The sequence below is a fragment of the Candidatus Vicinibacter affinis genome, from assembly GCA_016714365.1.
Classification (GTDB): Bacteria; Bacteroidota; Bacteroidia; order Chitinophagales; family Saprospiraceae; genus Vicinibacter; species Vicinibacter affinis.
In genome coordinates, this window is the sequence record JADJNH010000005.1 from 3,072,660 (window position 1) to 3,096,326 (window position 23,667).

Below are 23,667 nucleotides of genomic sequence, written 5' to 3' on the forward strand. Positions count from 1 at the left end.
TAAAAGTAAGTTTTCTCCAGCAATATTATCGCCGGAAACATTTTTGACAGAAAAATCTTTTATAAAAATGATTTAGTTATCTAAAAAAATTCTGAACATTACGTTGAAATTAATTGTTAGGCAATCCAAACATGAATCTATGTCTTTGAAAAAAGTATATCTTGATAATAATTCGACAACCCCTTGTGACCCAAGAGTAGTCGAGGCAATGTTGCCTTATTTCTTTGAACATCATGGCAATGCGGCCAGCCGTAGTCATCCTTTTGGCTGGGAAGCCGAGGATGCGGTTGACAAGGCTAGAAAACAAGTTGCACATCTGATTGGAGCAGATGAAAAAGAAATTATTTTTACTTCGGGTGCAACTGAAGCCGATAATCTGGCTTTAAAAGGTGTATTTGAGATGTACAGCCGAAAAGGAAACCATATCATTACTGCCACCACAGAACATAAAGCGGTGTTGGATACCTGTAAAGCCCTTGAGAAAAAAGGAGCCGAGATTACTTATCTGGAAGTGCAGGAAGATGGATTAATTGATCTTGCCGCCCTGGAAGCAGCCATTAAGCCTACAACCATTCTGGTTTCTATCATGTGGGCAAATAATGAAACTGGCGTTATCCAACCTATGAAAGAGATTGGAGCAATCTGTGCAAAGCACGGAGTGTTGTTGATGTCTGATGCCACGCAAGCTGTAGGAAAGATTCCTGTAAATCCTAGAGATAACGGAATCCACCTGATGGCATTTACTGCGCACAAAATGTATGGACCGAAAGGTGTTGGTGCACTTTATGTAAGCCGAAAAGAGCCTAGGGTAAAAGTGACCGCCCAAATGGATGGGGGTGGACATGAGAGAGGAATGAGAAGTGGTACATTAAACGTACCCGGCATTGTTGGATTTGGCAAAGCTGCGGAAATTGCAGGTGTTGAAATGAAACAAGATGCAGAACGCCTTAGTAAATTAAGAGACCGACTCGAAACTGCATTAAAAAATAGTCTGGAAGAGGTCTATATCAATGGCAATGTAGCTCATAGAATGCCCCATGTTACGAATATGTCATTTAAACATGTGGAAGGAGAAGGATTGATGATGACCTTCAACCAAAACATTGCGCTGTCATCAGGTTCAGCTTGTACCTCAGCTTCCCTGGAACCAAGTTATGTTTTGGTAGCACTTGGTTTGGGAGATGATTTGGCACATTCCTCTCTGAGATTTAGTCTTGGACGTTTTAACACAGAGGAAGATATCGACTTTGCAGTAGAGGCTATTCGCAATGGGGTAAATCACATGAGAGATTTGTCTCCAATTTGGGAAATGTATAAAGAAGGAGTTGATCTCAGTTCTGTGATTTGGTCATCTCATTAATAATTGTAATTAAAATTTAACAACCATTAATATTTCAATATATGGCATATTCAGAAAAAGTTCTCGATCACTTTAAGCATCCGAAAAATGTTGGCACAATGGATAAAAATGACCAAACTGTAGGCACTGGTTTGGTTGGAGCTCCTGAATGCGGGGATGTCATGAGGCTGCAAATAAAAGTCAATCCTGAAACCCAGACCATAGAAGACGCTAAATTCAAGACATTTGGATGTGGGTCAGCAATTGCTTCTTCTTCACTTGCGACTGAATGGTTAAAAGGTAAAAACCTAGAAGATGCCTTGAAGATTGATAACATGGATATAGTTGAAGAACTGGCATTACCACCCGTTAAAATTCACTGTTCGGTGTTGGCAGAAGATGCAATAAAGAGTGCAATTAAAGATTATCAAACTAAAAATGGATTGGTTTAATTTTTAAACAAATTACCATGATTTATGTCGCAGATTCTGCCCTCGAAAAAATTAAAGAACTAAGGAGTTCTGAAAATCTTAGTCCGGATCATTTTATCAGAGTATCCGTAACCAGTGGGGGCTGTAGTGGACTTAGTTATAATATGGAGTTTGACAACGAAATATTGCCAAACGATCAAATTTTTGAAGACAAAGGAGTCAAAGTGATTACCGACCTAAAAAGTTTTCTATACTTGTTTGACTCCACCTTAGAATTTTCCGGTGGATTGGATGGAAAGGGTTTTCACTTTACAAATCCGAATGCTGCCAGAACTTGTGGATGTGGCGAAAGTTTTTCAGTTTAATTTAAAAACTGAACATTACTTTTCTACACCCAACATGATGTGAATAAATTTATGGCAATAAATTTAGAGCACTCAATTATACTGTTTGTACATGAGAAAACTTATTTGGATAAATCCATAATTGCATGTTTGATATATTAAATGGAACTCGTCCAATTTAATAATCATGACTTATTAAAATAAGCTACCCGGTTGTTGGATGTAAGGAATTCTTAAATGCGTATATGCCTTTTGTGTAGCAATTCTTCCCCTTGGGGTTCTTTGTAAAAAACCTTCCATAATTAAAAAAGGCTCGTGTACTTCTTCAATGGTTCCAGCTTCCTCCCCTACTGCTGTGGCAATGGTAGTTAAGCCAACGGGTCCACCACTGAATTTTTCGATAATTGAACTGAGAATTCTATTGTCCATGTCATCAAGGCCATGGGAGTCAACATTCAATGCTTCCAGTCCATAACGAGCGATGTCCAAGTTAAGCTCACCATCTCCTTTGATTTGTGCAAAATCCCTCAACCTTCTCAATAAAGCATTTGCAATTCTGGGTGTGCCACGGCTTCTGCCTGAAATTTCATGTAGACCTTCTTCTGTAACTTGCATTCCTAAAATTCCTGCAGATCTTCTTAGGATGCTTAGTAATGTTTTGTTGTCATAATAATCCAGATGACAATTGATACTGAAACGGGACCTTAAAGGAGCTGTAAGCAGACCCAATCTCGTGGTTGCACCTACCAAAGTAAATGGTTGAAGACTTAACTGAACGGATCTGGCACTAGGTCCAGAATCAATCATAATGTCAATTTTGTAATCTTCCATTGCTGAATACAGATATTCCTCTACAACGGTATTCAACCGATGTATTTCATCAATAAAGAGCACATCCCCTTCCTGGAGATTAGTGAGCAATCCTGCAAGATCTCCTGGTTTTTCCAGAACCGGGCCTGAAGTCATTTTTAGAGAAGCCTCTAATTCATTGGCTATAATATAAGAAAGCGTGGTCTTGCCCAATCCAGGGGGACCATGCAATAATACATGATCAAGCGCTTCTTTTCTTTGCCTGGCTGCTTGAATAAAAACTTTGAGATTCTCGACTACTTTTGGCTGCCCAGAAAACTCTCCCAACCCTTTTGGGCGCAATGCTTTTTCAATTTTCTTTTCTTCGGGTTGAAGATGATTTGGATCAGAATCGAGAATCGGATTTCGCATATTAGAAACAAAGATAATATATTAAAAGGAAGACCTCTTAAAAGATAGTCCCAGGGCGGTTAAAAGTTAGGATTTGCCGAGATTGAATTCAAAATATAAATCAAAGTGATCTGAAAAATATTAAAGTATATATTAAATAATACTATATATATATAATATTGTTTAGCAGATTAAAAACAAGAACCCTTTAATTTGTTCAGGAATATCATAATATGTACTTTTGCGGCGCAATTATTAAATTATTTCATTAAATAAATAGATATCAAATGGGTGGTCAAAAAATAACTTGTCAAAACAATATTCTCTCAGTACCAAACAATCCGGTAATACCCTTTATCGAAGGAGACGGCACGGGTCCGGATATTTGGGCAGCATCAGTAAGGGTTTTTGATGCCGCAGTTCAAAAAGCTTATCAGGGCACAAGAAAAATTGAATGGAGGGAAGTTTTAGCAGGTGAAAAGGCATTTAAGCAGACTAATAATTGGCTTCCCCAAGAGACCTTAGATGTAATCAATGAATATCTAGTGGCTATAAAAGGTCCACTTACTACCCCAGTGGGAGGTGGTATCAGATCTCTCAATGTTGCATTAAGACAACAATTGGATTTATATGCATGTATTCGGCCGGTTAGGTGGTTTGAAGGAGTTCCTTCCCCGGTAAAAGAGCCCGGTAAAGTTGACATGACTATATTCAGGGAGAATACTGAGGATATTTATGCGGGGATTGAATTTCAATTTGGAACAGATGATGCCAGAAAATTTAAAGAATTACTTGCCACAAATTTTCCAGAGAGATTTAAAAAAGTAAGATTTCCTGAAACTTCAGGATTTGGAATTAAACCTGTTTCAAAAGAAGGTACTGAACGACTTGTACGAGCAGCCATCAAATATACTATAGCTCAAAACCAAAAAAGTTTAACCATAGTTCATAAAGGGAACATCATGAAGTTTACTGAAGGTAGCTTTATGGATTGGGCTTATGAGCTTATTGGGCGGGAGTTTGGAGGAGAATTGATTGATGGAGGTCCGTGGATGAAATTACCAAATGGCATTATTGTTAAAGATGTTATCGCAGATGCCTTCCTACAACAAATTCTACTGCGTCCTGAAGAATATGATGTAATTGCCACACTCAATCTCAATGGTGATTATATTTCAGATGCCCTTGCTGCCCAGGTAGGAGGAATTGGAATCGCACCGGGAGCCAACATAAATTACATTACCGGGCATTCTATTTTCGAAGCTACTCACGGCACTGCACCAAAATATGCCGGTCAAGATAAAGTAAATCCAAGTTCCGTAATTTTATCAGGTGTTATGATGTTTGAGCATTTGGGTTGGAACGAAGCTGCAAAATTAATCGTAGACGGTTTGGAGAAGGCCATTGCAAATAAGCGCGTCACTTATGATTTTCACAGATTAATGGAGGGCGCCACCTTGTTGAAGTGCTCAGAATTTGGAGATGAGATTATTGCCAATATGTAATTGTTTATAAATATATTTTTATAAATAGTAACCATTGTAAATCATTCTAGAAAAAAGATTGAACCTCAGCAGCCATAATGCGTTTATAAGCTGTTGATCACTTATGGCAAAAATAATTTTTAATTTCGAAGACAAAAGTTTACCCTCTAAAGTTGTGGAGGTTACTGCTGTAGATAAATCCATATTGGAACTAACAGAAGATTACGACATTCATCTCAACCATAATTGTGGTGGTGTTTGTGCCTGCTCGACTTGCCACATTTACATCCAGCAAGGCGATCAATTTCTGGAAGAAATCTCAGAGAAAGAAGAAGATTTTATTGATCGGGCCATTAATCCAAAACTGGAATCCAGATTGGCATGTCAATGCATCATCTTAGATGATTTGGCAACAATAGAGGTCGAAATTCCTGATCAAAAAAGGATTATTGGTCATGAGCATTAAGAATTCTACATTTCACTTAATATAAATCAGATATGTCTTTTAAGGAAATAGAAAATATGCCAATTTATTGGTCAGATCATGAAGATATTGCGATGGCCTTGTTCGAACGTTTTGGTACAGAATATTCTGAAAGTAAAATTTACAGAATTAGATTTACTGAGTTGATTGAGTGGGTTCTTGAAATCCCAAATTTTGTCGGTAAAAGAGAAGAATGCACAGAAGCCCATCTAGAGCAAATTCAGGCGAAATGGGTGTATGAGTGGCGAGGCAATCAAAAATCTTGACCGAGCATGGATTACTTAGCGGCTTTTCGGGAAATTAAAGCCATCGTATTTGATATTGATGGAGTGTTTACTGACAATAAAATATTAGTTACTGAGGATGGTCAATTTTTGCGTACCATGAATGTGAGAGATGGGTATGCAGTGAAAAGAGCCATACAAGCTGGTATTAAAATTGGTATCATTTCCGGTGGAAAATCAATAGGCACAAAAAAAAGAATGGAGGTTTTGGGCGTTACCGATGTCCATTTGGGTATTGAAGAAAAACTTCCAGTCATGATAAAACTGCTTGAAGATTGGAATGTAAAATTAACCGAATGTGCATACATGGGTGACGACATTCTTGATATTGACTGTATGAAGACTTCGAACCTTGGCGCATGTCCAAAAGACTCAGTCCCTGAGGTAATTAAAATTGCCCAATACATTTCACCCTACAATGGTGGAGAAGGATGCGTGAGGGATTTTGTAGAAAAAATCCTTGAGGCAAAAAATTTATGGTAATAAATAAATGGACACCTGGCTAAACCTATGTCGTTGGAAAAACCTGTCCATCATTACGATCACTCAGATTCTTGTATTTTTATACTTAAGCAGAGGAAATTCCGGCATTGAATTCAACCTCAATACCTATATCAATGTAGCCTTACTTATTTTTTGTACTGTGCTTCTTGCTGCCGGAGGATTTATTGTAAATGATCTATTTGATGAAATATCTGATGATCACAACAAGGCTGGTAAAAAGATAATTGGGAATAAAATATCTTTCAGAGATGGACAAATAGCTTATGTAGTTCTGGTGCTGTCCGGAAATTTAATTGCACTACTTTTGTCTGTACGTTTAAATTCATTTACAGAATATTTAATTTATCCATTAATCGTTTTTTTACTTTGGCTATATTCTTATAAGCTTAAATGTACGCCCTTGGCAGGAAATGTTTTTGTTTCCATTTTTACCTCAGGGGTGATCCTAATTATTCCATTTGCTTTCAGGAATGAATTGTCTTTAAAATCAGATCAAACATTTTTAAGCTTTCTGATAGACTATAAAAATATACTTCTCATGGGTTTATTTTCATTTGGAATAAATTTATATCGTGAAGTAGTAAAAGATTTAGAAGACCTATCAGGCGATCACTTACAAGGTTGTCAAACTACTGCAATTCATTTTGGGGAGACTAAAACCCGCATAATATCTACCGTTTTAATTACATCACAATTGGCTATAACATTTATTTTAATAGAAGTAAATTTACTTAGTACTATATTAACTTCAATTCCAGCAGTTATTTTAATCACTTTACCATACACTAAAATTGGTTGGAATTATAAAATACTAAGTGGGCTGTCAAAACTATATATGATCATTGGTTTGTTGTATTTTTTAACCCTTTACCATGGATAATCTTTATGTCAATCGCAGAAAGTTAGTACTTGCTTCTGGTTCGCCAAGGAGAAAGCAACTATTGGAAGAAGCCGGATTTTGGTTTGATGTCAAACCTATTGACATTGACGAATCTTTTCCAAGTGAACTTTCAGTAGAATCAGTGGCTTCCTACATTGCTGAAAAAAAAGCAAATGCGGCACAAAATTTTATACAGGAAGATGAAATACTGTTGACGGCTGATTCTGTTGTTGTGCTTGGAGATAAAATATTCAATAAGCCCATAGATTTTAATGACGCCTATCGAATGTTGGCACACTTATCAGGGAAAACCCATATTGTTTACACAGGAGTTTGTTTAAGAGACAAATACAAAGAATTGATTTTTACAGGAAAATCCCTTGTCAGTTTTCGTGAACTTATTGATTCGGAAGTGCGATGGTACATTAACAAATACAAACCATATGATAAGGCAGGATCGTATGCCGTCCAAGAGTGGATAGGCCTTTGTAAAATTTCAAATATTGAGGGCTCTTATGCTAATATCATGGGTCTACCGACAGATCTGGTATATGAAGCCTTGCGTAATTTTGACAATGCTATAAGTTTTGAATGAATAAAAATTCAGTCATTCAATTGCTGCTTGCTAGTATAGATACCCAATCCTTATCAGTAAAAGTTTCTTTTGGAGTCAATCCATTATTTTTGAGAAGTTGTTCCATAAATTCCTTGTCCTGAATAAGAAATCCAGACACTATAATCAAACCTTTGGAATTTAGTAAAGATGAAAGTGTGGGCAAAGTTTCTTGAAGAATGTTCCTGGTGATGTTTGCCAAAATTAAGTCAAATTTCATTCCTTTAACCTGCTCCACTGACCCTAAAAAGATTGAATCTATTATGACATTATTTAATTTGGCATTCTCTTTAGAATTTTCAATGGCTTGTTCTTCAATATCCACCATAACCAATTTTTGACACTCCTTTTTCTTTGCATAAATCCCCAAAATTCCAGTGCCACAACCAAAGTCTAAGACAGATTGACCTCGAAAATTTTGATCCGTCATCCAATTTAAAATCATAAAGGTGGTGGAATGATGGCCGGTTCCAAAAGCCATTTTTGGAGCAATCAATAACTCTTCTTCAATATCTGTTTTAGCCGGATGAAAATCTGCCCGTATGTGGAGTTTATCTTTAATTATAATGTCTTTAAAATTGGATTCCCAAACTGCATTCCAATCCTGAGGATCATGTTGAATAATTTGATATTTGCACCTGGATTCAGATAAATAATCTGAAATTAACAGAGCCTTTTCGTCGTCCCAATCTTCCATGGAAATAAATGCTTGAACCTGATTCTCTTCCTCTATGAAGGCTTCAAATCCAAGTTCGTAAAGATCTGCTATCAATGTGTCCTGGTTTTCGGCAGGAGTGTATACCACAAAACCTAAATATTTATCCATTCACGGTTAATTACGCATTAAAATCAGTCTTTTTAAAAGCCTTCCAGGTATTGTCTAGTAATGCAGTAATTGTCATAGGGCCTACGCCTCCAGGCACCGGAGTAATGGCGGCACAAAGAGGACTCACATTTTCAAAATCCACATCACCCACTAATCTGTAACCTTTTGGGGAATTGGCATCTTCAATTTTATTGATTCCGACATCTATAACCACTGTGCCGGGTTTGACCATATCCGCTTTCAGGAATCGTGGAATTCCCAATGCCACAATAATAATATCCGCGGAAAGAGTCAGTTCCTTAATATTATGTGTGCGGCTATGAGCAATTGTAACTGTTGCGTTGCCTGGTTTTGTTTTCTTGGACATCAACAATGAAATTGGAGTTCCAACAATATTGCTTCTACCCAAAACAACGCAATGCTTTCCTTCCGTCTCTACCTGGTAACGATCCAGCATCATCATGATACCTTTAGGTGTTGCCGGGAGAAAAGTAGGCATTCCCAAGGCCATTCTTCCAAAATTATTCGGATGAAAACCGTCAACATCCTTTAAAGGATCAATAGCCAGATTTATTGCCTCTTCATCAATGTGTCTGGGCAAAGGCAATTGCACGATATAGCCATCTATATCATGATTGTTATTTAATCCCTGAATGAGTTCAATTAATTGATCCTGGGAAGTATTCTCAGGTTTTTTGATTAAAGTAGAAGCAAACCCCACTTCCTCACATGCCTTAATTTTATTTCTAACATAAGCCTGACTGGCTGGATTGGCGCCAATTAACACAGCGGCTAAATGTGGCGGCCTTGTTTCATTGCCGCAAAATTCAATGACCCTTGACGCAATTTCCTGGCGAATAATACCCGATAACTGCACTCCATCTAATAACAACATAACACACTATTGATTGATAAAAATATTATTAAGCAAACCAGAGATGCCTCCCCTAAATCTTAGTAAGTTTAAAAGACTTCAACTTATTCTGACCATAGAATGTCAATACATACATTCCATTTTTTATTCCAGTGGTTGATATCTTTTTTGATGATGATAATTTTCCATTGATCAATGCAGTACCTGTGAGATCTGAAAGTTGATAACTCCAACCCGCTGAAATCCCATCAACTATTATTTCCTCGTTAAAAGGATTGGGATACACGTTTATGTCTGAAATTTCTTTGATATCCTCTGATTTAGAAACCAAATTGCATAGGATTGGATTTGCACCTTCAAAGAAAAAATTTAAAACCTTCACCTGATCATGAATTCCATGTTCAGTCCCCGTATAAATCCAAGTCTTGTGTAATTTTGAGTCCACATTCAAATCCTTTAATCTCTGTTCAATCACACAACTTCCATAGGCTGTTGGATAGTTATTGGCGACAAGAGGTGTGCCGTAATATGGTTTTTTAGCACCACAAGGAACTACTGGATCATCTGTCTGATGATAGGACATCACTGCAATTTGATTGCCAGGCTCGATATTTTCTGGATTAAGCAATGCTCCAAAAAGATTAAAGACCCCTTGCACTTTTGAATCGTAGGTTCCGATAAAACGAGTTCCTTCAATGGGTCCGAGATCAGGTCTCATTCTACCTCCAACCGAATTTATCATACCAGCTTCTTTTGGCTTTTCCTCATTTCTGGAAAGAAATGCAGTAGCCAGAGCGACTATACTACCTGCGCTGACTCCTCCGACCCAAACACGATTTAAATCAATTGAATCTTCAACATGACGTGATTTAAGATATCTGAGTGCTGACTTTCCATCCTGAGCACCCCGGAAACCTGCTCTAAGAATTTCTGCCGAATCTGTAGCCAATATAGAAATCCCGTCAAACCCAATTCTGTAATCTATTGTCGCTGCAACAAAACCTCTTTTTGCGAATTCTTCACACAATGGAGCCAAATCCTGTCTTGCTCCGCCAATAAACCCACCACCAAATGACAACATTACCAAAGGTCTTTTTGCTTCAGGATCTCCGACAGGATAATAAATGTCTACAAAAAGTGAGTCTGGTAACAGGCGATAATCCAGCTCAGTGCCTAAGAAAATATTCTTTACATTTCGCACTCCATATCTTGGATTTACATAATCACAATTTTGACTTTGTGCCCAAAAAGATAAAAAGGTAAAGACAATCAGATAAATATTAAATTTCATACTTAAAATTTGAATCAAAAATAGTTAATATCTCAATATTGAGGTGGAATTGGTTTGTTATCCAAAATATCTTCTATTTTCAACAATACTTCTTCGTTCAACAAATGTGTGAACGCTATTGAGTTTAAACTTTCCTGAAGTTGAGAAATTTTGGAAGCACCTAATATTGCAGTGCTTACATTTGGATTTTTAATTACCCAGCAAATTGCTAAGGTGGCAAGGCTAATTCCAAGTTCATGAGCTAAGAGAGAAAGTTGTTTGACTTTCTGAAGATTGGTTTCATTCAAGGTTCTTTCTCTTAACCAATCCAATCCTTCCATGTATAACCGGGTATCCTGAGGAACAGAATGAGCGTATTTGTCTGTAAGAATTCCTGAGCCAAGTGGAGACCAAATAGTTGTTCCTAGCCCAACAGTCTTATAAATTTGTGCATACTCAACTTCAATTTTATTACGGGTGAACATATTGTATTGTGGTTGTTCCATGGTAGGGCCAATGAGATTTAATGAACGAGCAACCATATGCGCCTCCATAATTTCCTGGGCAGACCATTCCGAAGTACCCCAATACAAGATTTTACCTTGCTGGATAAGGTGGTTCATGGCCCATACTGTTTCTTCAATTGGCGTAGATTTATCAGGGCGGTGGCAAAAAAACATATCCAAATATTCCAGTTGCAACCTACGAAGGGCATCGTGACAAGCATCAAAAATATGCTTTCTGCTTAAACCCGTTTGATTTGGTTTTTGCCGGCCATCTCCAAAAAACACTTTACTCGAGACTAAATAACTACTTCTATCCCAGTTCATTTTTTTCAGAATGTTTCCCATCACAATTTCTGATTGGCCTTTGGCATAGATCTCAGCATTATCAAAGAAATTAACTCCCTGATCATACGCACAGGCCATTAATTCAGTTGCAATTTGCTCATCTATTTGTTTTGCAAAGGTGAGCCAACTGCCAAAAGACAATACACTTACCTGCAATCCCGACTTTCCTAATTTTCTGTATTCCATACGTAAATCATTAATTTAACTACTCATAACAATGAATTAAAGCATAGTTCTGTTGCAATTAAAATTGAAAATTTTCTTAGAAAATAAAATTACACCAAAACATCAAAAATAAAAAAACTGCCCCCAAGTGCCGGGGACAGTTTTCAAATTGAATTAATTTTAATTAAAGTTAATCCTGAAAAACAACTTGTTTAGTGACTACTTTGTCCTTTGTTCTAACTTGAGCAAGATAAATTCCTGCATTTAAATTGTGTCTCGGAATATTTACCTGATTTGAATTTAAGTTGGTATGAGCTTTCATTAACCGACCTTCCATATCATAGAAATACACTGATTCGATTGGATTTTTATCAGAAGTTTCGAATCTCATATTTTCACGAGCGGGATTTGGTAAAACAACCAGTCCGATTTCTTCTTCATTCACTTCTTTTAATCCCACATAAGTACATCCCAATTTTAAAGCCACACATACTCTCGGCATCACCAATGCAAAAACTGTATCCAAATATCTGCGTGCTTTTGCAGAAGACATATCAGGATTGGTCCGAAGTCCGCTGAGGTGTAATGAATCTGCATTAAAATTTGTGCCTCTTGCTGCATTGACAGCTGTAACCACAGCCTTTAAGGTATTCAAATCCCACCAATCCCATGGAGAGCCTTGTGGAACTACTGCATTGTTGTAAATTAAAGGAATATCAAAGCCATAAAAATTATCAGTTCCCTGGATGATACTTTGCATGGTAAGAGGCAAAACAATGTTATTGGTTTTCTGAGCGGCAATCAAATCCTTTAAAGGATCATGATCCGCATTAACAGATTTCAAAATATCATTGCTGCCATATTTGTTTGCTAATTCAATGCATTTTCTAGTTCCGGTTGCATAAATCACAAATTGACCAGTTGTAGGTACAATCACAGCTCCTTCAAAATATGGAGCAAAGAAATCATTCTGACAATGTACACCAACATAGGCTGGCTCAACAGCTTCCCCATCCAACCAGGTAGAATCTCCTAATGCGCCGCCCATGTTAACACTCAATTGAAAATCTGATGAATAACCCGGATGGTTCGGCAAACAGATTGCAGCTTGAGAGGTCCCGTAAATATTTCCAAGTATGGTACTGTCAATATAGGGAGTCAGGGTTTTTGTATCGATAAATTTATCCAATATGACTTCCCCAAAATCATTCAAACTTCCAGCTCCTAAGGATAAATATCCACCTGTTCCAATACCCCAAACACAAATTTTAGAAGGATCGATTCCATAAGGATTTCCAGCTTCCGCAACAGATTTTTTGAAAAATCGGATACAAGATCTCGTATCTTGAATACCTCTGTATGCTGCTTGCAATAAGGAAGAGGTTCTTACATTCTGATCTGTTGACGTTGGCAGCCAACCCAACCTATGCGTATATGTTCCCACCACAAAACCCCTTGATGTAAGATAAGCGGCAGTCGCAGTTACAGTTGAATCAGAACGTGACCCAGTGATTTGACCATTGTACAAAGGTGGAAGAAAACTACCAGTATGTGCAATGAGCACTAAAGGCCGATCTGTTTTCGTGTCTCCCACAGGAGTGTAAATATCAACTTTCAAGTCTTCCGGTGCAGGTGCCCCGGTAATAATCCCAATGTTTTTACCATAATCCACATTCGGAGTTCTCTGAACCCCAAACATTGGATCAAGATACCTGTTCTGTGCAAACGACAAGGACACTTGCAACAGAAAAGCAAATAATACAAAGTAATTTTTTTTCATAATATTGATTTAAAATTTTCTAAAATAATTTAATTTTTGAATTCATACAAAATGCTGAAATAAGCAAGCCTACCCACTAATGGGCCACCGTATGTCTGATATGATTTTTGGTTAAAAACATTTGAAGCGCCTAATTTGAAAGTAAGGTCTCTTGGTTTCCAGTTCCAATTTACTTGTGCGTCTGTAAGATTGTAGCTTGATATAAATCCGGTAAATTGTGGTGATCCCTCAAATTGAAATCCCTGAATCCATTTATAGTTGACATTAAATCCGATATTTTTTAATCCAAACAAACTCATGTCTCTGGCACTCAATCCGATGTTGTATTTATTTTCTGGCGTATTGAATGCTGGAATAATTGGGTCATCTGACTGAGTGTTCAAGACATTCCAGGAATAATTTCCCTTAAGCACATATTTTTCGCGAAAAAAATAATTGGCTCCAATTGAAAATCCCTGAGAGGTGACTATATCGGTTGCATTAGAAGATATACGATAAGCCTGTACGGTAGTTGGTAAAGCTGATCCCTGAGGAATAAAAGCATCTACCCCCAATTGATAACCAATAAAATCCTTATATCTGCTGAAATAGTAACCCATGTCCAAAAACAAACTGTTGAATAAGGTAGTGCGATATCCCATTTCAAAAGTTTTTACTTGCTCCGGTCTTATGGGAGGTACATTAAAATAAACCAACGTATCTCTTAAACCGCTGTTTAAAAAGTCAACAAATGAAGGAACTGTAATTAGATTATTAATGCCATTAATATTTCCTCGAAGAATTGCCCTGCCAACGTTGTAATTCAAATATTGATCTGTCAAGGTAGGATTTCTGATAGCAGATGAAAATGAAATTCTTAGATAATTATTTTTGGATGGCTGGTACACTATTGAAGCCGCAGGAGAAAATAAGTAATCAAAATTTTGATGCTTATCCATCCTTGCAGTTAAATTTAGTTTCAACTTATTTTCCAAAAAGGAAAAGGTAGGACCAAAATAGATTCCCCATTCATGGGTTTTGATATCTGCACTTCCTGTATCCAGCAAGATTGAGCCTTTAGAATTAGGTAAATATAAGCGTCCACTAAATCCTGTGGTAATGTCAAGATCTGAAATCCAATCGTTGGTAAGCAGGTCTTTAAAAACATATTCACCTTGACTGTGAATAAGGGCCGAATGATCATAAAATCTAGTTCCTCCTTCAGAATTTGCAAGGCGGGTGGTTATGTCTGTAAATGCAGAATCAAATGCACTTGTTCCCGGTTGATAGTATGCGTTTGTTTTAATGATGGCATTTGGCAAATTTGCTACGTTTTGTGCTTGCGCATGCCAGACTACTAAAGAGTCAGTGATGCCATTTGTAAAATTATCAATGGCAGTTTTGTATTCATTTGGCCTACCCAGGTAATCTGAAATTTTTGGATATCCTTCCATTGCTCTAATCTTTGGTGCGATATTCACGGACCAAAAATTACTGTAGGCCGTCAACCAACTAAAATTATTACTGGATCTTTGTTGTAATTGCAAAGCAGTAAAGTAAGGATCATAAGAATCTCCTGCATCTTCATGGGTCGCATAAAATCTTAAAAAATAATGATCCTTTTTTTGCAATTCCAAGCGGTGTTGATAAAACTTTATATTTTTTAAACTGAAGCGGTTATCTCCTTGGAACACGGTAGTTCCACCACCAAAACCAGAGGACATAATTATTTCCGGTGAATCAAAACTTCTACCTGGGTTTAACCTCCAATGCAAAGCCAGATTAGTTTTAATATTGTAGGAATTGTAGTCTACCAAATCTTTCTCTCGATACCCTTTTCTATGAAAAATGTTTAACCCTGGATATGTGATCAGTGCACTTCTGAAATCAAAATCTGACTGGTATTCATCTCCATAAATATTTACGGCATCATAACCGCCCGGATTACTTTTTTTAGAAATAGATTCGTAGACAGGTTCTGTATTGTCTGCCTCCCAATCATTTGCTCTGAAGTAGAAAAAGTTAAGTTTGTAGGCAAAAACATCTTTCCCCTTTTTATTTCGAAAGGATTCTGCCCAACGCACCCCACCTTCAAACAAATTGCGTTCTCCAATTTTACTAAAAGCAGAAAGACCTTTATGAAGAAATGGACTTTTGGTTTCCATACTTATCACTCCATTAAACGCATTAGGTCCATAGAAAGCGGAACTGGCTCCAACAATCAAGTCTACTTTCAACACATCTAATTCGGAAGCACCCAAAAAATTTCCAAGGGAAAAATTAAGACCAGGTGATTGATTATCGACGCCATCAATCAATTGCAAAGATCTTACAGGATTGGTACTGTTGAATCCTCTTGTGTTGATAATAGTAAAACCAAGACTTGCAGTGGTGAGATCTACATCTTTGAGGCTTCCCAGGCCGGAATAAAAGTTGGCCGCCGGAGTTTCTTTTATGGCAAGCAAGTCCATTGATTCCACGGTTAGGGGGGAGGATTTTTGTTTATCGCTGATTCGTTGACCAGTAATTTCTACTACTTCAATCTGAATGGATTCTTCTTCCATGCTGATGTTCACAGATTTATTCGCCTCCGTATATGGAAATTCAATTGTGGCATAGCCACTGTATCGCAATTCGAGGACCAGTGGTAGCGGAATCGAAGTTTTCAAAACAAAGGCACCTTCATAGTCAGAAATTGTTCCCTCAGAGGTCCCTTTGACGATTACAGTAGCTCCGATCAAGGGTTCTCCCGATTTGGAATCGCGCAAAACCCCTTTAACGATATTTTGCCCCTGAAGAGCATGTATAGAACTGATTAATAACCCAATAAAAATTAAATATAATTTTAATACTTTAAAATTATTCAGATTGGCCATTTGGTTGTTTTGTAGAATATTGTTGGTTTCTAATGCAATTTGAGAAAATTAAGAGAATCCACCAAATCTTTGGCTTAAATTTTTAAATGTTTGAAGAAATTAAGATATTATATATTTTATTAATATGTAAAAAATGAATTCGCAAAACTTATTTCTCGCGTTTATGTCGGATAAACACTCCAAGTTTCATCAATTGTAAAAAAAACAATGATGGATTTCTACTGAGTAAATTTCTGGTGATCAATCTTTCAAAAAAGGAGTACAAAAAAAGATATAAACCATCCAATTTAAAATTAGATAATTTAAGTGCCATTATTTCGAGAGGCGTTCCTATCTTTTTTCCTATTTTATTCAAGTGATGCAGGTTCCCAACTGCCTGATTTGATTTACTCAGAAAACTATTAGCCTCATCAAGTCCTGAATGGATAACAGGATTGGCAAGATGCAGAATACTTATCCCATTCAGTTCAAGAAGCTTTGCCCATAAAGAGTCTTCATGTCCATAATGATGCAAGGACTCTTCAAAAGGGAATTGTTTGATAATGGTTTTTGGGACAATAAAATTGTTGGAATGAAACGAAAGATAAGGATGCAGATTACGAATTTCAGGTGATTTGGATTCTACTTTAATTCCATATTTCCAATGCAGTAGCAAGTTATGACTTTCAGGTGGCAACTGATTGTAAATTCTTCCACCAGATAACACCACTTTTTGATTGAGATAAGGTAAATAATTTTGAATGAAAAGAAAATCAATCAAATGACTGTCACCATCTAAAAAAAGCAAAAAAGGAAATTTAGCCATGTCAGCCAATGTATTTCTTACTACAGAACGTCCACTGTTCTTTGGAAGAATTACATATCTGATATTTTGTTCATTTGCTATGCCTGTATTTATTTCCTGAAAAGATGGATGAGATCCGTCATCCAAGGCTATGATTTCAAATTCTATGTCCGCAGTCTGGAAAGCAGAAGTAAGGTCAGCTACTAATCTTCTGACATCTTCATTGTAAACTGTTATTAAACCTGAGATCACTGTTCAAAAGTAAAGGAATTTCTCAGAATACCACTCATTCGCTTTCATAATTTCAAGGTTCAAAAATTCCGAATCTGATAACCAATTTGAATTAAAACTGTTTACTTTGCATTCACTAGATCAATTAAATGAACCTAATAGAAAATCATCCGGACCACCTCGTTGAAGCAGAAAAAGACGTAAGATTGGTGGAAATTGCCCATGCGGTATATGAAGAAAATAGAATTTCTACAAATGATGCTGAGTATCTCTATGAAAATGCATCACTTTCATTTTTAGGGGTTTTGGCAAACGAGATAAAGTCTAGAAGACATGGAGACAAAGTTTTTTTTAACCGTAATTTTCATGTAGAGCCTACCAATATTTGTGTTTACTCTTGTAGTTTTTGTTCTTACTCCAGGTTAATTAAACAAAGAAGCCAGGGGTGGGAATATACCCATGAGGAAATCATGGATATCATAAGATCTTTTGATAACAAGGAGGTTACTGAAGTTCATGTAGTAGGAGGAGTCATGCCTCAATATGATATGGCTTTTTACACCAAGCTATTCAGGGAGGTTAAAGAGCATCGGCCAGCGCTGCACCTTAAAGCTCTTACCCCTGTAGAGTATCATTACATCTTCAAGAAGGCAAAGCTATCTTATGAAGAAGGGATGGCAGAAATAAAGGCCTCAGGAGTTGACTCATTACCAGGGGGTGGGGCTGAAATATTTGATGAAGAAATCAGAGAGAAAATTGCCGGTGGAAAATGTAGTTCTGATGAGTGGCTAAGAATTCATGAGATCTGGCATCAGTTAGGAATGAAATCTAATGCCACCATACTTTATGGGCATATAGAGACCTTTGCCCACCGAGTTGACCACATGGATAGATTAAGAAAGCTCCAGGATAAGACAGGAGGATTTCAAACATTTATCCCATTAAAGTTCCGCAACCAGGACAACGAAATGTCTCACCTACCTGAAGTAAGTATCATTGAAGATTTACGTAATTATGCCATATCGAGAATTTTTCTGGACAACTTTGATCATATAAAAGCTTATTGGCCCATGCTGGGACGAAATCAGGCACAACTTGCTCTTAGTTTTGGGGTAGATGATATTGATGGAACCATTGATGACACTACAAAAATTTATTCTATGGCAGGGTCAGAAGAACAATCTCCATCACTCTCAACTGTTGAATTGGTTAAATTAATCAAAGCTGTCAATAAAAAACCAATTGAAAGAGATTCACTTTACAATGAGCTCAAAGACTACAGTGACACAAAGTTTGATGAAGACAATGAATTCAGAGGATATTTAGATTTACCCGTTTTGTAAAAAATGTATCCAAAGGAAGTATATTTTATCAGGCATGGCGAAACCGAGCAAAACAAACTTGGTATTGTGCAAGGAAGTGGGATAGATTCTGAATTGAATACCTTGGGATTAATTCAAGGTGAGTCGTTTTATAAAAATTTCTGTGATAAAAATTTTGACCTGGTTATTGCCTCGGACATGCAAAGAGCATACCAGACCATCCAATTTTTTGAACATCAGCAAAGAATTATTGAAAGAGATCCACGAATAAAAGAAATTTGCTGGGGAGAACATGAAGGAAAACAAGGTGATCCGGACCTTTTAATAAAATACTATAAAATTATTGATAGTTGGAAATCCGGAGATTACCATGCCAGTGCCCTATTTGGAGAAAGCGCTGCAAAATTAGAAGCCAGACTGGTTGAATTTCTAGCAGACCTTGAATGCAGAGAAGCGAAGAGAGTACTTGTATGTACTCATGGCAGAACTTTGCGCGCCCTGGTATGCAAATTAAAGAATTGGCCTTTGTCCAGAATGGAAGAAATTGAACACTCAAACGCAGGTTTATACCATGGTTTTTACAATGGACATTCGTGGGAATTAATTAAAGAAAACTATACTGAACATCTTAATGGAATCTAATCATAAATACAGGCTTATTTCGGTAGAATACCTTAATGCGCTTCCATTTATACATGCTTTTACAAATTCTCCTTTGCTTAGTCAGTTTGATATTCAAACGGGAACTCCAAAAGAGTGTGCTGAATCTCTGTTAAATGATCATGCTGAAATAGCACTGCTTCCGATAGGAGCCTTAAATCAATTTGAAAACCTTCATCTGGTTTCAGAATATTGTATTGGTTGTGATGGTGAAGTCAGAACGGTATGTATTTTTTCGGATCTTGAATTTGAGGACATTAAAACAATTAAAGAGGACCCGGATTCAAGAACTTCAAATTTATTATTGCACACTTTGAATACCCATTTTTGGGCGTCCAAAGAGATACAATTATTGGTAAATGGTCAACAAACCGAAGATGCTGATGGATATTTAATCATTGGAGATCGGGCTTTTGAAGCAGAAAAGAAATACCGATATAAATATGACCTTGGAAAAATCTGGAAAGAGCTCACTGGTTACCCTTTTACTTTTGCTATATGGGTCAGTAAAACTAAAATTCCTAATGAGGTGATCCAATCATTTAATCAATGCATAAAAGATTTTCTTTCAAATGAAAAAAACCTTGAAAAGATCTTAGCAGATTACCCTTTAAATCTTGGCCTCAAGGAATATTATTCAAAAAATATTTCATACAAATTTGATCAAAAGAAAAGAGATGCGCTTACTCATTTCTTCAAACTGTTGGGGCTATCACTGCCCGTTAACATTTAGGCAGGCAGGTTAAATAATTTATTAGAAAATTACACATACTAATTAAACTTAATATTTAAATTTAGATCTTTCAAATATTTAAATTTTAATATTCCAAGTTTTTGGTAAAAATCTAAGATATATTAGGGAATCCAAATATTTTTTAACATTTTTGCAGCATATCCTAAACTGGTTCAGTTTTTATTGTTTTCATATACCAATTTATAATGAGTCAAGACCATGTTGCTACTTGGAGCCAGGTACTGGAATCGGTGCGCAGGTCTTTATCGCCTAAACATTACAATACATGGTTCTCTCCCATAAAGCCGGTAAAACTTGAAGGGAAGGTATTGACATTGGAGGTTCCAAATGAATTTTTTCTTTCTCATTTGGAAACCCATTATTTAAGCATTTTAAAAGAGGCTCTGATAGGTTCTCTTGGTCAAAGGGCAAAACTTGAATACCGAATTGCTGTAGACGATTATAAAAAACCGGGAGTTGAAAGAAAGGAGTTAAAAGGAGAACATAAAGACTCCAAAGAAAGTGGTCCATCCGGAATTACAAACCCATTTGTTATACCTGGAATAAAAAAACATCATGTAGACTCTAATCTAAATCCTCATTATCAATTCGAAAATTTTATTGAAGGCCATTGCAACCGCGTTGCCCGTCAGGCAGGTATTCAGATTTGCCAAAAGCCGGGAGATCTGTTTAACCCTCTTGTTATCTTTGGTGACGTTGGTTTGGGTAAAACCCATCTTATGCAAGCCATCGGCAATGCCATTCTAAAAAAATATCCAAAGCTGCAGGTCATATACCTAACTTCTGATAAGTACACCAACCTATTTATTCAGTCTATCAGAAATAACAGTATATCTGATTTTTCAAATTTTTTCAATTCTGTTGATGTCCTCATTATTGATGACATTCAGTACTTCGCCGGAAAAGCAGGAACTCAGGAAATATTTTTTCACTTGTTTAATCAAATGCATCAAAACAAGAAGCAAATAATCATGGGTTCTGATCGTGCACCAAAGGACCTTAAGGAAATAGATGATCGATTGATCAGCAGATTTAAATGGGGAGCTTCACTCGAACTCATGAGTCCAGATTATGAAACTTTGATGGCAATTCTCGAGTCCAAACTTGAAGAAAAAGACCTGAGTCTTCCCAAGAATATTAAAGAATTGATTTGCCACAACATGAAAACCAGCATAAGAGAAATTGAAGGACTGCTGGTAAATTTAAAGCTGCACGCAACGCTTAATCCTCAGGAAATTACTGTAGAACTTGTGAAAGATATCTTGGCTAGTTTTTCAAATAAAGTATCACAAGAAATAACCATTGAATCCATTACCAAAATTGTTGCTGAACATCTTAAAATACCAATTGCCAGTATTCAAGGTAAAGGCAGACAACGCAATATTGTCCAAGCAAGACAACTGTCCATGTATTTTTCAAAAAGATTGGCAAATAAGCCACTCTCGGTGATTGGAGACGCTTTCGGTGGTAAGGACCACAGCACTGTAATCTATTCTTGTGAAACGGTTGAAAACTTGATGCAGACCGATAAAAACTTTGAAGACCTGACGCACAAGCTCGAAAAGATCATCATCAAAAGCCTGGGACTTAAATAGGATTATCTTCTTCTGCTTTACTATTATCTATCTCAATATTAAGAAGTTATACATACATATTAGTTAACATGTAAAGTTCGTTGCTCGCAGTTTGAAATAAAAGCCCTGTCATTTACCTTATTTCAACGATAATTTTTGTGATGTAGTAAGAATTTTATACTTTTGCCACTCATTTTTTGACAGCAGATCGGCATGCGAGTCTGACTTTTTTGTTTGATTTTGTGGAATAGAATGTCGTTATTATTATTTCAGCTATTCCTTAAAAATGAACCTTATTTTTATCTCGAAGGAGGTGTAAGTTTATAAAATAGGAAAAATGTTTATTCATTATATGGTGGGTGAGTGGCTGAAACCAATCCCCAACGAGTTGGGGACTAAACCTTCCTACCCCATTTTAATGCTTAAGAATTTTTTATAATTGGGGCTCAATGGAGTTCCGATGTTTTCAAAATATTACTTTTTTAGTATTTATAGGTGAGGTGGGTGAGTGGCTGAAACCAATCCCCAACGAGTTGGGGACTAAACCGTCCTACCCCATTTTAATGCTAGAGATTTTTTTATAATTGGGACTCAATGGAGTTCTAATGCTTTTTAAAATATTACTTTTTTAGTATTTATAGGTGAGGTGGGTGAGTGGCTGAAACCAATCCCCAACAAGTTGGGGACTAAACCGTCGTACCGTCCTCGTCTTTTTTGTTCGTTTTTCATTTTAGGACTCAATGGAGTTTCTATTTTAAAATATAGTATTTTTTAGCATTTATAGGTGAGGTGGGTGAGTGGCTGAAACCAATCCCCAACGAGTTGGGGACTAAACCGTCCTACCTCATTTTATTGCTAGAGATCTTTTTATAATTTGGACTCAATGGAGTTCTAATGCTTTTTAAAATATTACTTTTTTAGTATTTATAGGTGAGGTGGGTGAGTGGCTGAAACCAATCCCCAACGAGTTGGGGACTAAACCGTCCTACCTCATTTTAATGCTAGAGATTTTTTTATAATTGGGACTCAATGGAGTTCTAATGTTTTTTAAAATATTACTTTTTTAGTATTTATAGGTGAGGTGGGTGAGTGGCTGAAACCAATCCCCAACGAGTTGGGGACTAAACCGTCCTACCCCATTTTAATGCTTAAGAATTTTTTATAATTGGGACTCAATGGAGTTCTGATGCTTTTTCAAAATATTACTTTTTTAGTATTTATAGGTGAGGTGGGTGAGTGGCTGAAACCAAACCCCAACGAGTTGGGGACTAAACCGTCGTACCCCATTTTAATGCTAGAGATTTTTTTATAATTGGGACTCAATGGAGTTCTAATGTTTTTTAAAATATTACTTTTTTAGTATTTATAGGTGAGGTGGGTGAGTGGCTGAAACCAATCCCCAACAAGTTGGGGACTAAACCGTCGTACCGTCCTCGTCTTTTTTGTTCGTTTTTCATTTTAGGACTCAATGGAGTTTCTATTTTAAAATATAGTATTTTTTAGCATTTATAGGTGAGGTGGGTGAGTGGCTGAAACCAATCCCCAACAAGTTGGGGACTAAACCGTCGTACCGTCCTCGTCTTTTTTGTTCGTTTTTCATTTTAGGACTCAATGGAGTTTCTATTTTAAAATATAGTATTTTTTAGCATTTATAGGTGAGGTGGGTGAGTGGCTGAAACCAACGGTTTGCTAAACCGTCGTACCTTGAAAAGGGTACCGAGGGTTCGAATCCCTCCCTCACCGCCAATCTCGGTCTAAATTTAGATTTAGGCTGTATGGCGGTAGGAAAAGTCAATTAAATTGACCAGCTTTTGTTCCCCATTGGACTATTTGCTAAAAAATATTTAAAAATCGAGTTATCTCCCGTTATATAGTATTAATATTGCGGGGAAATTCAAAAAGGCAATGGTAGGTCGTTGAAAATTTACTTTAGACAGTAAAAATCTTGATTTGGCCAAACGTTGTTTCAAATTCGGGGCGTAGCGCAGTCCGGTTAGCGCACCTGCTTTGGGAGCAGGGGGTCGAGAGTTCGAATCCCTCCGCCCCGACTGATTGTTAAGGAGTTATAATGAAAATTATAACTCTTTTTTTTTGCCATTAAATTCATTTGATAATATTTTAACTATACCAATTTCAATGGTATCCTCAAGAGTTCGAA

General features: G+C 36.8%; 21 protein-coding genes and 2 tRNA genes. 15 read left to right on the forward strand and 8 right to left on the reverse strand.

Going from position 1 to position 23,667, the window contains the following annotated elements; translation table 11 throughout:
* The first annotated feature begins 139 nt into the window (after window positions 1-139).
* Genes IPJ53_12230 through IPJ53_12240 form a run of 3 tightly spaced genes read left to right on the forward strand, consistent with a single transcriptional unit; the run spans window position 140 to window position 2,135 of the window.
* The gene (locus IPJ53_12230; GenBank protein ID MBK7799870.1) at window positions 140-1,360 is read left to right on the forward strand and encodes an IscS subfamily cysteine desulfurase; all 1,221 of its coding nucleotides are present in this window, start codon (window positions 140-142) and stop codon (window positions 1,358-1,360) included.
* Between the two features lie 41 nt (window positions 1,361-1,401).
* Window positions 1,402-1,791 carry a Fe-S cluster assembly scaffold IscU gene (gene iscU / locus IPJ53_12235; protein MBK7799871.1) on the forward strand — a complete coding sequence of 130 codons (390 nt, stop codon included), beginning with the start codon at window positions 1,402-1,404 and terminating at the stop codon, window positions 1,789-1,791.
* Window positions 1,792-1,808: 17 nt separating this feature from the next.
* Complete coding sequence (locus tag IPJ53_12240; protein ID MBK7799872.1) at window positions 1,809-2,135, forward strand: iron-sulfur cluster assembly accessory protein; 327 nt, start codon at window positions 1,809-1,811, stop codon at window positions 2,133-2,135.
* 174 nt (window positions 2,136-2,309) lie between these two features.
* On the opposite strand, the gene ruvB is transcribed toward IPJ53_12240, so the two are convergent.
* Window positions 2,310-3,335 (reverse strand): Holliday junction branch migration DNA helicase RuvB, encoded by a 1,026-nt coding sequence (ruvB, locus tag IPJ53_12245; GenBank protein ID MBK7799873.1) that lies wholly within the window; start codon window positions 3,333-3,335, stop codon window positions 2,310-2,312.
* A gap of 266 nt (window positions 3,336-3,601) precedes the next feature.
* Here ruvB and icd point away from each other — a divergent pair, with 266 nt between their 5' ends.
* The 6 genes from icd (at window position 3,602) to maf (ending at window position 7,545) form a co-directional block, all read left to right on the forward strand.
* Entirely contained in the window at window positions 3,602-4,819 is a 1,218-nt protein-coding gene (gene icd, locus IPJ53_12250) for an NADP-dependent isocitrate dehydrogenase (GenBank protein MBK7799874.1), read from the forward strand.
* 103 nt (window positions 4,820-4,922) lie between these two features.
* The gene (locus IPJ53_12255) at window positions 4,923-5,264 is read left to right on the forward strand and encodes a 2Fe-2S iron-sulfur cluster binding domain-containing protein (GenBank protein ID MBK7799875.1); all 342 of its coding nucleotides are present in this window, start codon (window positions 4,923-4,925) and stop codon (window positions 5,262-5,264) included.
* A 32-nt stretch (window positions 5,265-5,296) separates the two neighbouring features.
* Window positions 5,297-5,548: a Fe-S cluster assembly protein IscX gene (gene iscX, locus IPJ53_12260; GenBank protein MBK7799876.1), complete on the forward strand. Its 252-nt coding sequence runs from the start codon at window positions 5,297-5,299 to the stop codon at window positions 5,546-5,548.
* Between the two features lie 6 nt (window positions 5,549-5,554).
* Window positions 5,555-6,049, forward strand: coding sequence for an HAD hydrolase family protein (locus tag IPJ53_12265; protein MBK7799877.1), 495 nt, complete (start codon window positions 5,555-5,557; stop codon window positions 6,047-6,049).
* A 7-nt stretch (window positions 6,050-6,056) separates the two neighbouring features.
* Window positions 6,057-6,950, forward strand: a complete 894-nt coding sequence (locus IPJ53_12270; protein MBK7799878.1) for a UbiA family prenyltransferase — start codon at window positions 6,057-6,059, stop codon at window positions 6,948-6,950.
* On the forward strand, window positions 6,943-7,545 hold the full coding sequence (maf, locus tag IPJ53_12275; GenBank protein ID MBK7799879.1) for a septum formation protein Maf: 603 nt from the start codon (window positions 6,943-6,945) through the stop codon (window positions 7,543-7,545). Before IPJ53_12270 ends, maf begins: the two co-directional genes overlap by 8 nt.
* A 16-nt stretch (window positions 7,546-7,561) precedes the next feature.
* On the opposite strand, the gene prmA is transcribed toward maf, so the two are convergent.
* From prmA to IPJ53_12310, 7 genes are all read right to left on the reverse strand, one after another.
* On the reverse strand, window positions 7,562-8,389 hold the full coding sequence (gene prmA / locus IPJ53_12280) for a 50S ribosomal protein L11 methyltransferase (GenBank protein MBK7799880.1): 828 nt from the start codon (window positions 8,387-8,389) through the stop codon (window positions 7,562-7,564).
* 10 nt (window positions 8,390-8,399) lie between these two features.
* Window positions 8,400-9,284, reverse strand: coding sequence for a bifunctional 5,10-methylenetetrahydrofolate dehydrogenase/5,10-methenyltetrahydrofolate cyclohydrolase (locus tag IPJ53_12285; protein MBK7799881.1), 885 nt, complete (start codon window positions 9,282-9,284; stop codon window positions 8,400-8,402).
* Between the two features lie 52 nt (window positions 9,285-9,336).
* Complete coding sequence (locus IPJ53_12290) at window positions 9,337-10,554, reverse strand: T9SS type A sorting domain-containing protein (GenBank protein ID MBK7799882.1); 1,218 nt, start codon at window positions 10,552-10,554, stop codon at window positions 9,337-9,339.
* A 32-nt stretch (window positions 10,555-10,586) separates the two neighbouring features.
* Window positions 10,587-11,570, reverse strand: coding sequence for an aldo/keto reductase (locus IPJ53_12295; protein MBK7799883.1), 984 nt, complete (start codon window positions 11,568-11,570; stop codon window positions 10,587-10,589).
* A gap of 169 nt (window positions 11,571-11,739) precedes the next feature.
* Window positions 11,740-13,329, reverse strand: a complete 1,590-nt coding sequence (locus tag IPJ53_12300; protein ID MBK7799884.1) for a T9SS type A sorting domain-containing protein — start codon at window positions 13,327-13,329, stop codon at window positions 11,740-11,742.
* A gap of 29 nt (window positions 13,330-13,358) precedes the next feature.
* The gene (locus tag IPJ53_12305; protein ID MBK7799885.1) at window positions 13,359-16,184 is read right to left on the reverse strand and encodes a TonB-dependent receptor; all 2,826 of its coding nucleotides are present in this window, start codon (window positions 16,182-16,184) and stop codon (window positions 13,359-13,361) included.
* Window positions 16,185-16,332: 148 nt separating this feature from the next.
* Complete coding sequence (locus IPJ53_12310) at window positions 16,333-17,220, reverse strand: glycosyltransferase family 2 protein (GenBank protein ID MBK7799886.1); 888 nt, start codon at window positions 17,218-17,220, stop codon at window positions 16,333-16,335.
* Window positions 17,221-17,348: 128 nt separating this feature from the next.
* Here IPJ53_12310 and mqnE point away from each other — a divergent pair, with 128 nt between their 5' ends.
* The 6 genes from mqnE (at window position 17,349) to IPJ53_12340 (ending at window position 23,557) form a co-directional block, all read left to right on the forward strand.
* A complete protein-coding gene (mqnE, locus tag IPJ53_12315) occupies window positions 17,349-18,542 on the forward strand; it encodes an aminofutalosine synthase MqnE (GenBank protein MBK7799887.1) in 1,194 nt (397 codons plus the stop codon).
* A gap of 3 nt (window positions 18,543-18,545) precedes the next feature.
* On the forward strand, window positions 18,546-19,163 hold the full coding sequence (locus IPJ53_12320) for a histidine phosphatase family protein (GenBank protein ID MBK7799888.1): 618 nt from the start codon (window positions 18,546-18,548) through the stop codon (window positions 19,161-19,163).
* Complete coding sequence (locus tag IPJ53_12325; protein ID MBK7799889.1) at window positions 19,153-19,914, forward strand: menaquinone biosynthesis protein; 762 nt, start codon at window positions 19,153-19,155, stop codon at window positions 19,912-19,914. The genes IPJ53_12320 and IPJ53_12325 overlap by 11 nt, the downstream gene beginning before the upstream one ends.
* A 206-nt stretch (window positions 19,915-20,120) precedes the next feature.
* Window positions 20,121-21,530 carry a chromosomal replication initiator protein DnaA gene (dnaA, locus tag IPJ53_12330; protein MBK7799890.1) on the forward strand — a complete coding sequence of 470 codons (1,410 nt, stop codon included), beginning with the start codon at window positions 20,121-20,123 and terminating at the stop codon, window positions 21,528-21,530.
* A gap of 1,633 nt (window positions 21,531-23,163) precedes the next feature.
* Window positions 23,164-23,255, forward strand: a tRNA-Ser gene (locus tag IPJ53_12335).
* A gap of 227 nt (window positions 23,256-23,482) precedes the next feature.
* Window positions 23,483-23,557, forward strand: a tRNA-Pro gene (locus tag IPJ53_12340).
* Window positions 23,558-23,667 lie beyond the last annotated feature (110 nt).

Excerpts from the sequence above, each read along its gene's own strand:
- IPJ53_12230 (MBK7799870.1), top strand. The coding sequence starts at position 140 with ATGTCTTTGAAAAAAGTATATCTTGATAATAATTCGACAACCCCTTGT.
- iscU (MBK7799871.1), top strand. The coding sequence starts at position 1,402 with ATGGCATATTCAGAAAAAGTTCTCGATCACTTTAAGCATCCGAAAAAT.
- IPJ53_12240 (MBK7799872.1), top strand. The coding sequence starts at position 1,809 with ATGATTTATGTCGCAGATTCTGCCCTCGAAAAAATTAAAGAACTAAGG.
- ruvB (MBK7799873.1), bottom strand. The coding sequence starts at position 3,335 with ATGCGAAATCCGATTCTCGATTCTGATCCAAATCATCTTCAACCCGAA.
- icd (MBK7799874.1), top strand. The coding sequence starts at position 3,602 with ATGGGTGGTCAAAAAATAACTTGTCAAAACAATATTCTCTCAGTACCA.
- IPJ53_12255 (MBK7799875.1), top strand. The coding sequence starts at position 4,923 with ATGGCAAAAATAATTTTTAATTTCGAAGACAAAAGTTTACCCTCTAAA.
- iscX (MBK7799876.1), top strand. The coding sequence starts at position 5,297 with ATGTCTTTTAAGGAAATAGAAAATATGCCAATTTATTGGTCAGATCAT.
- IPJ53_12265 (MBK7799877.1), top strand. The coding sequence starts at position 5,555 with ATGGATTACTTAGCGGCTTTTCGGGAAATTAAAGCCATCGTATTTGAT.
- IPJ53_12270 (MBK7799878.1), top strand. The coding sequence starts at position 6,057 with ATGGACACCTGGCTAAACCTATGTCGTTGGAAAAACCTGTCCATCATT.
- maf (MBK7799879.1), top strand. The coding sequence starts at position 6,943 with ATGGATAATCTTTATGTCAATCGCAGAAAGTTAGTACTTGCTTCTGGT.
- prmA (MBK7799880.1), bottom strand. The coding sequence starts at position 8,389 with ATGGATAAATATTTAGGTTTTGTGGTATACACTCCTGCCGAAAACCAG.
- IPJ53_12285 (MBK7799881.1), bottom strand. The coding sequence starts at position 9,284 with ATGTTGTTATTAGATGGAGTGCAGTTATCGGGTATTATTCGCCAGGAA.
- IPJ53_12290 (MBK7799882.1), bottom strand. The coding sequence starts at position 10,554 with ATGAAATTTAATATTTATCTGATTGTCTTTACCTTTTTATCTTTTTGG.
- IPJ53_12295 (MBK7799883.1), bottom strand. The coding sequence starts at position 11,570 with ATGGAATACAGAAAATTAGGAAAGTCGGGATTGCAGGTAAGTGTATTG.
- IPJ53_12300 (MBK7799884.1), bottom strand. The coding sequence starts at position 13,329 with ATGAAAAAAAATTACTTTGTATTATTTGCTTTTCTGTTGCAAGTGTCC.
- IPJ53_12305 (MBK7799885.1), bottom strand. The coding sequence starts at position 16,184 with ATGGCCAATCTGAATAATTTTAAAGTATTAAAATTATATTTAATTTTT.
- mqnE (MBK7799887.1), top strand. The coding sequence starts at position 17,349 with ATGAACCTAATAGAAAATCATCCGGACCACCTCGTTGAAGCAGAAAAA.
- IPJ53_12320 (MBK7799888.1), top strand. The coding sequence starts at position 18,546 with ATGTATCCAAAGGAAGTATATTTTATCAGGCATGGCGAAACCGAGCAA.
- IPJ53_12325 (MBK7799889.1), top strand. The coding sequence starts at position 19,153 with ATGGAATCTAATCATAAATACAGGCTTATTTCGGTAGAATACCTTAAT.
- dnaA (MBK7799890.1), top strand. The coding sequence starts at position 20,121 with ATGAGTCAAGACCATGTTGCTACTTGGAGCCAGGTACTGGAATCGGTG.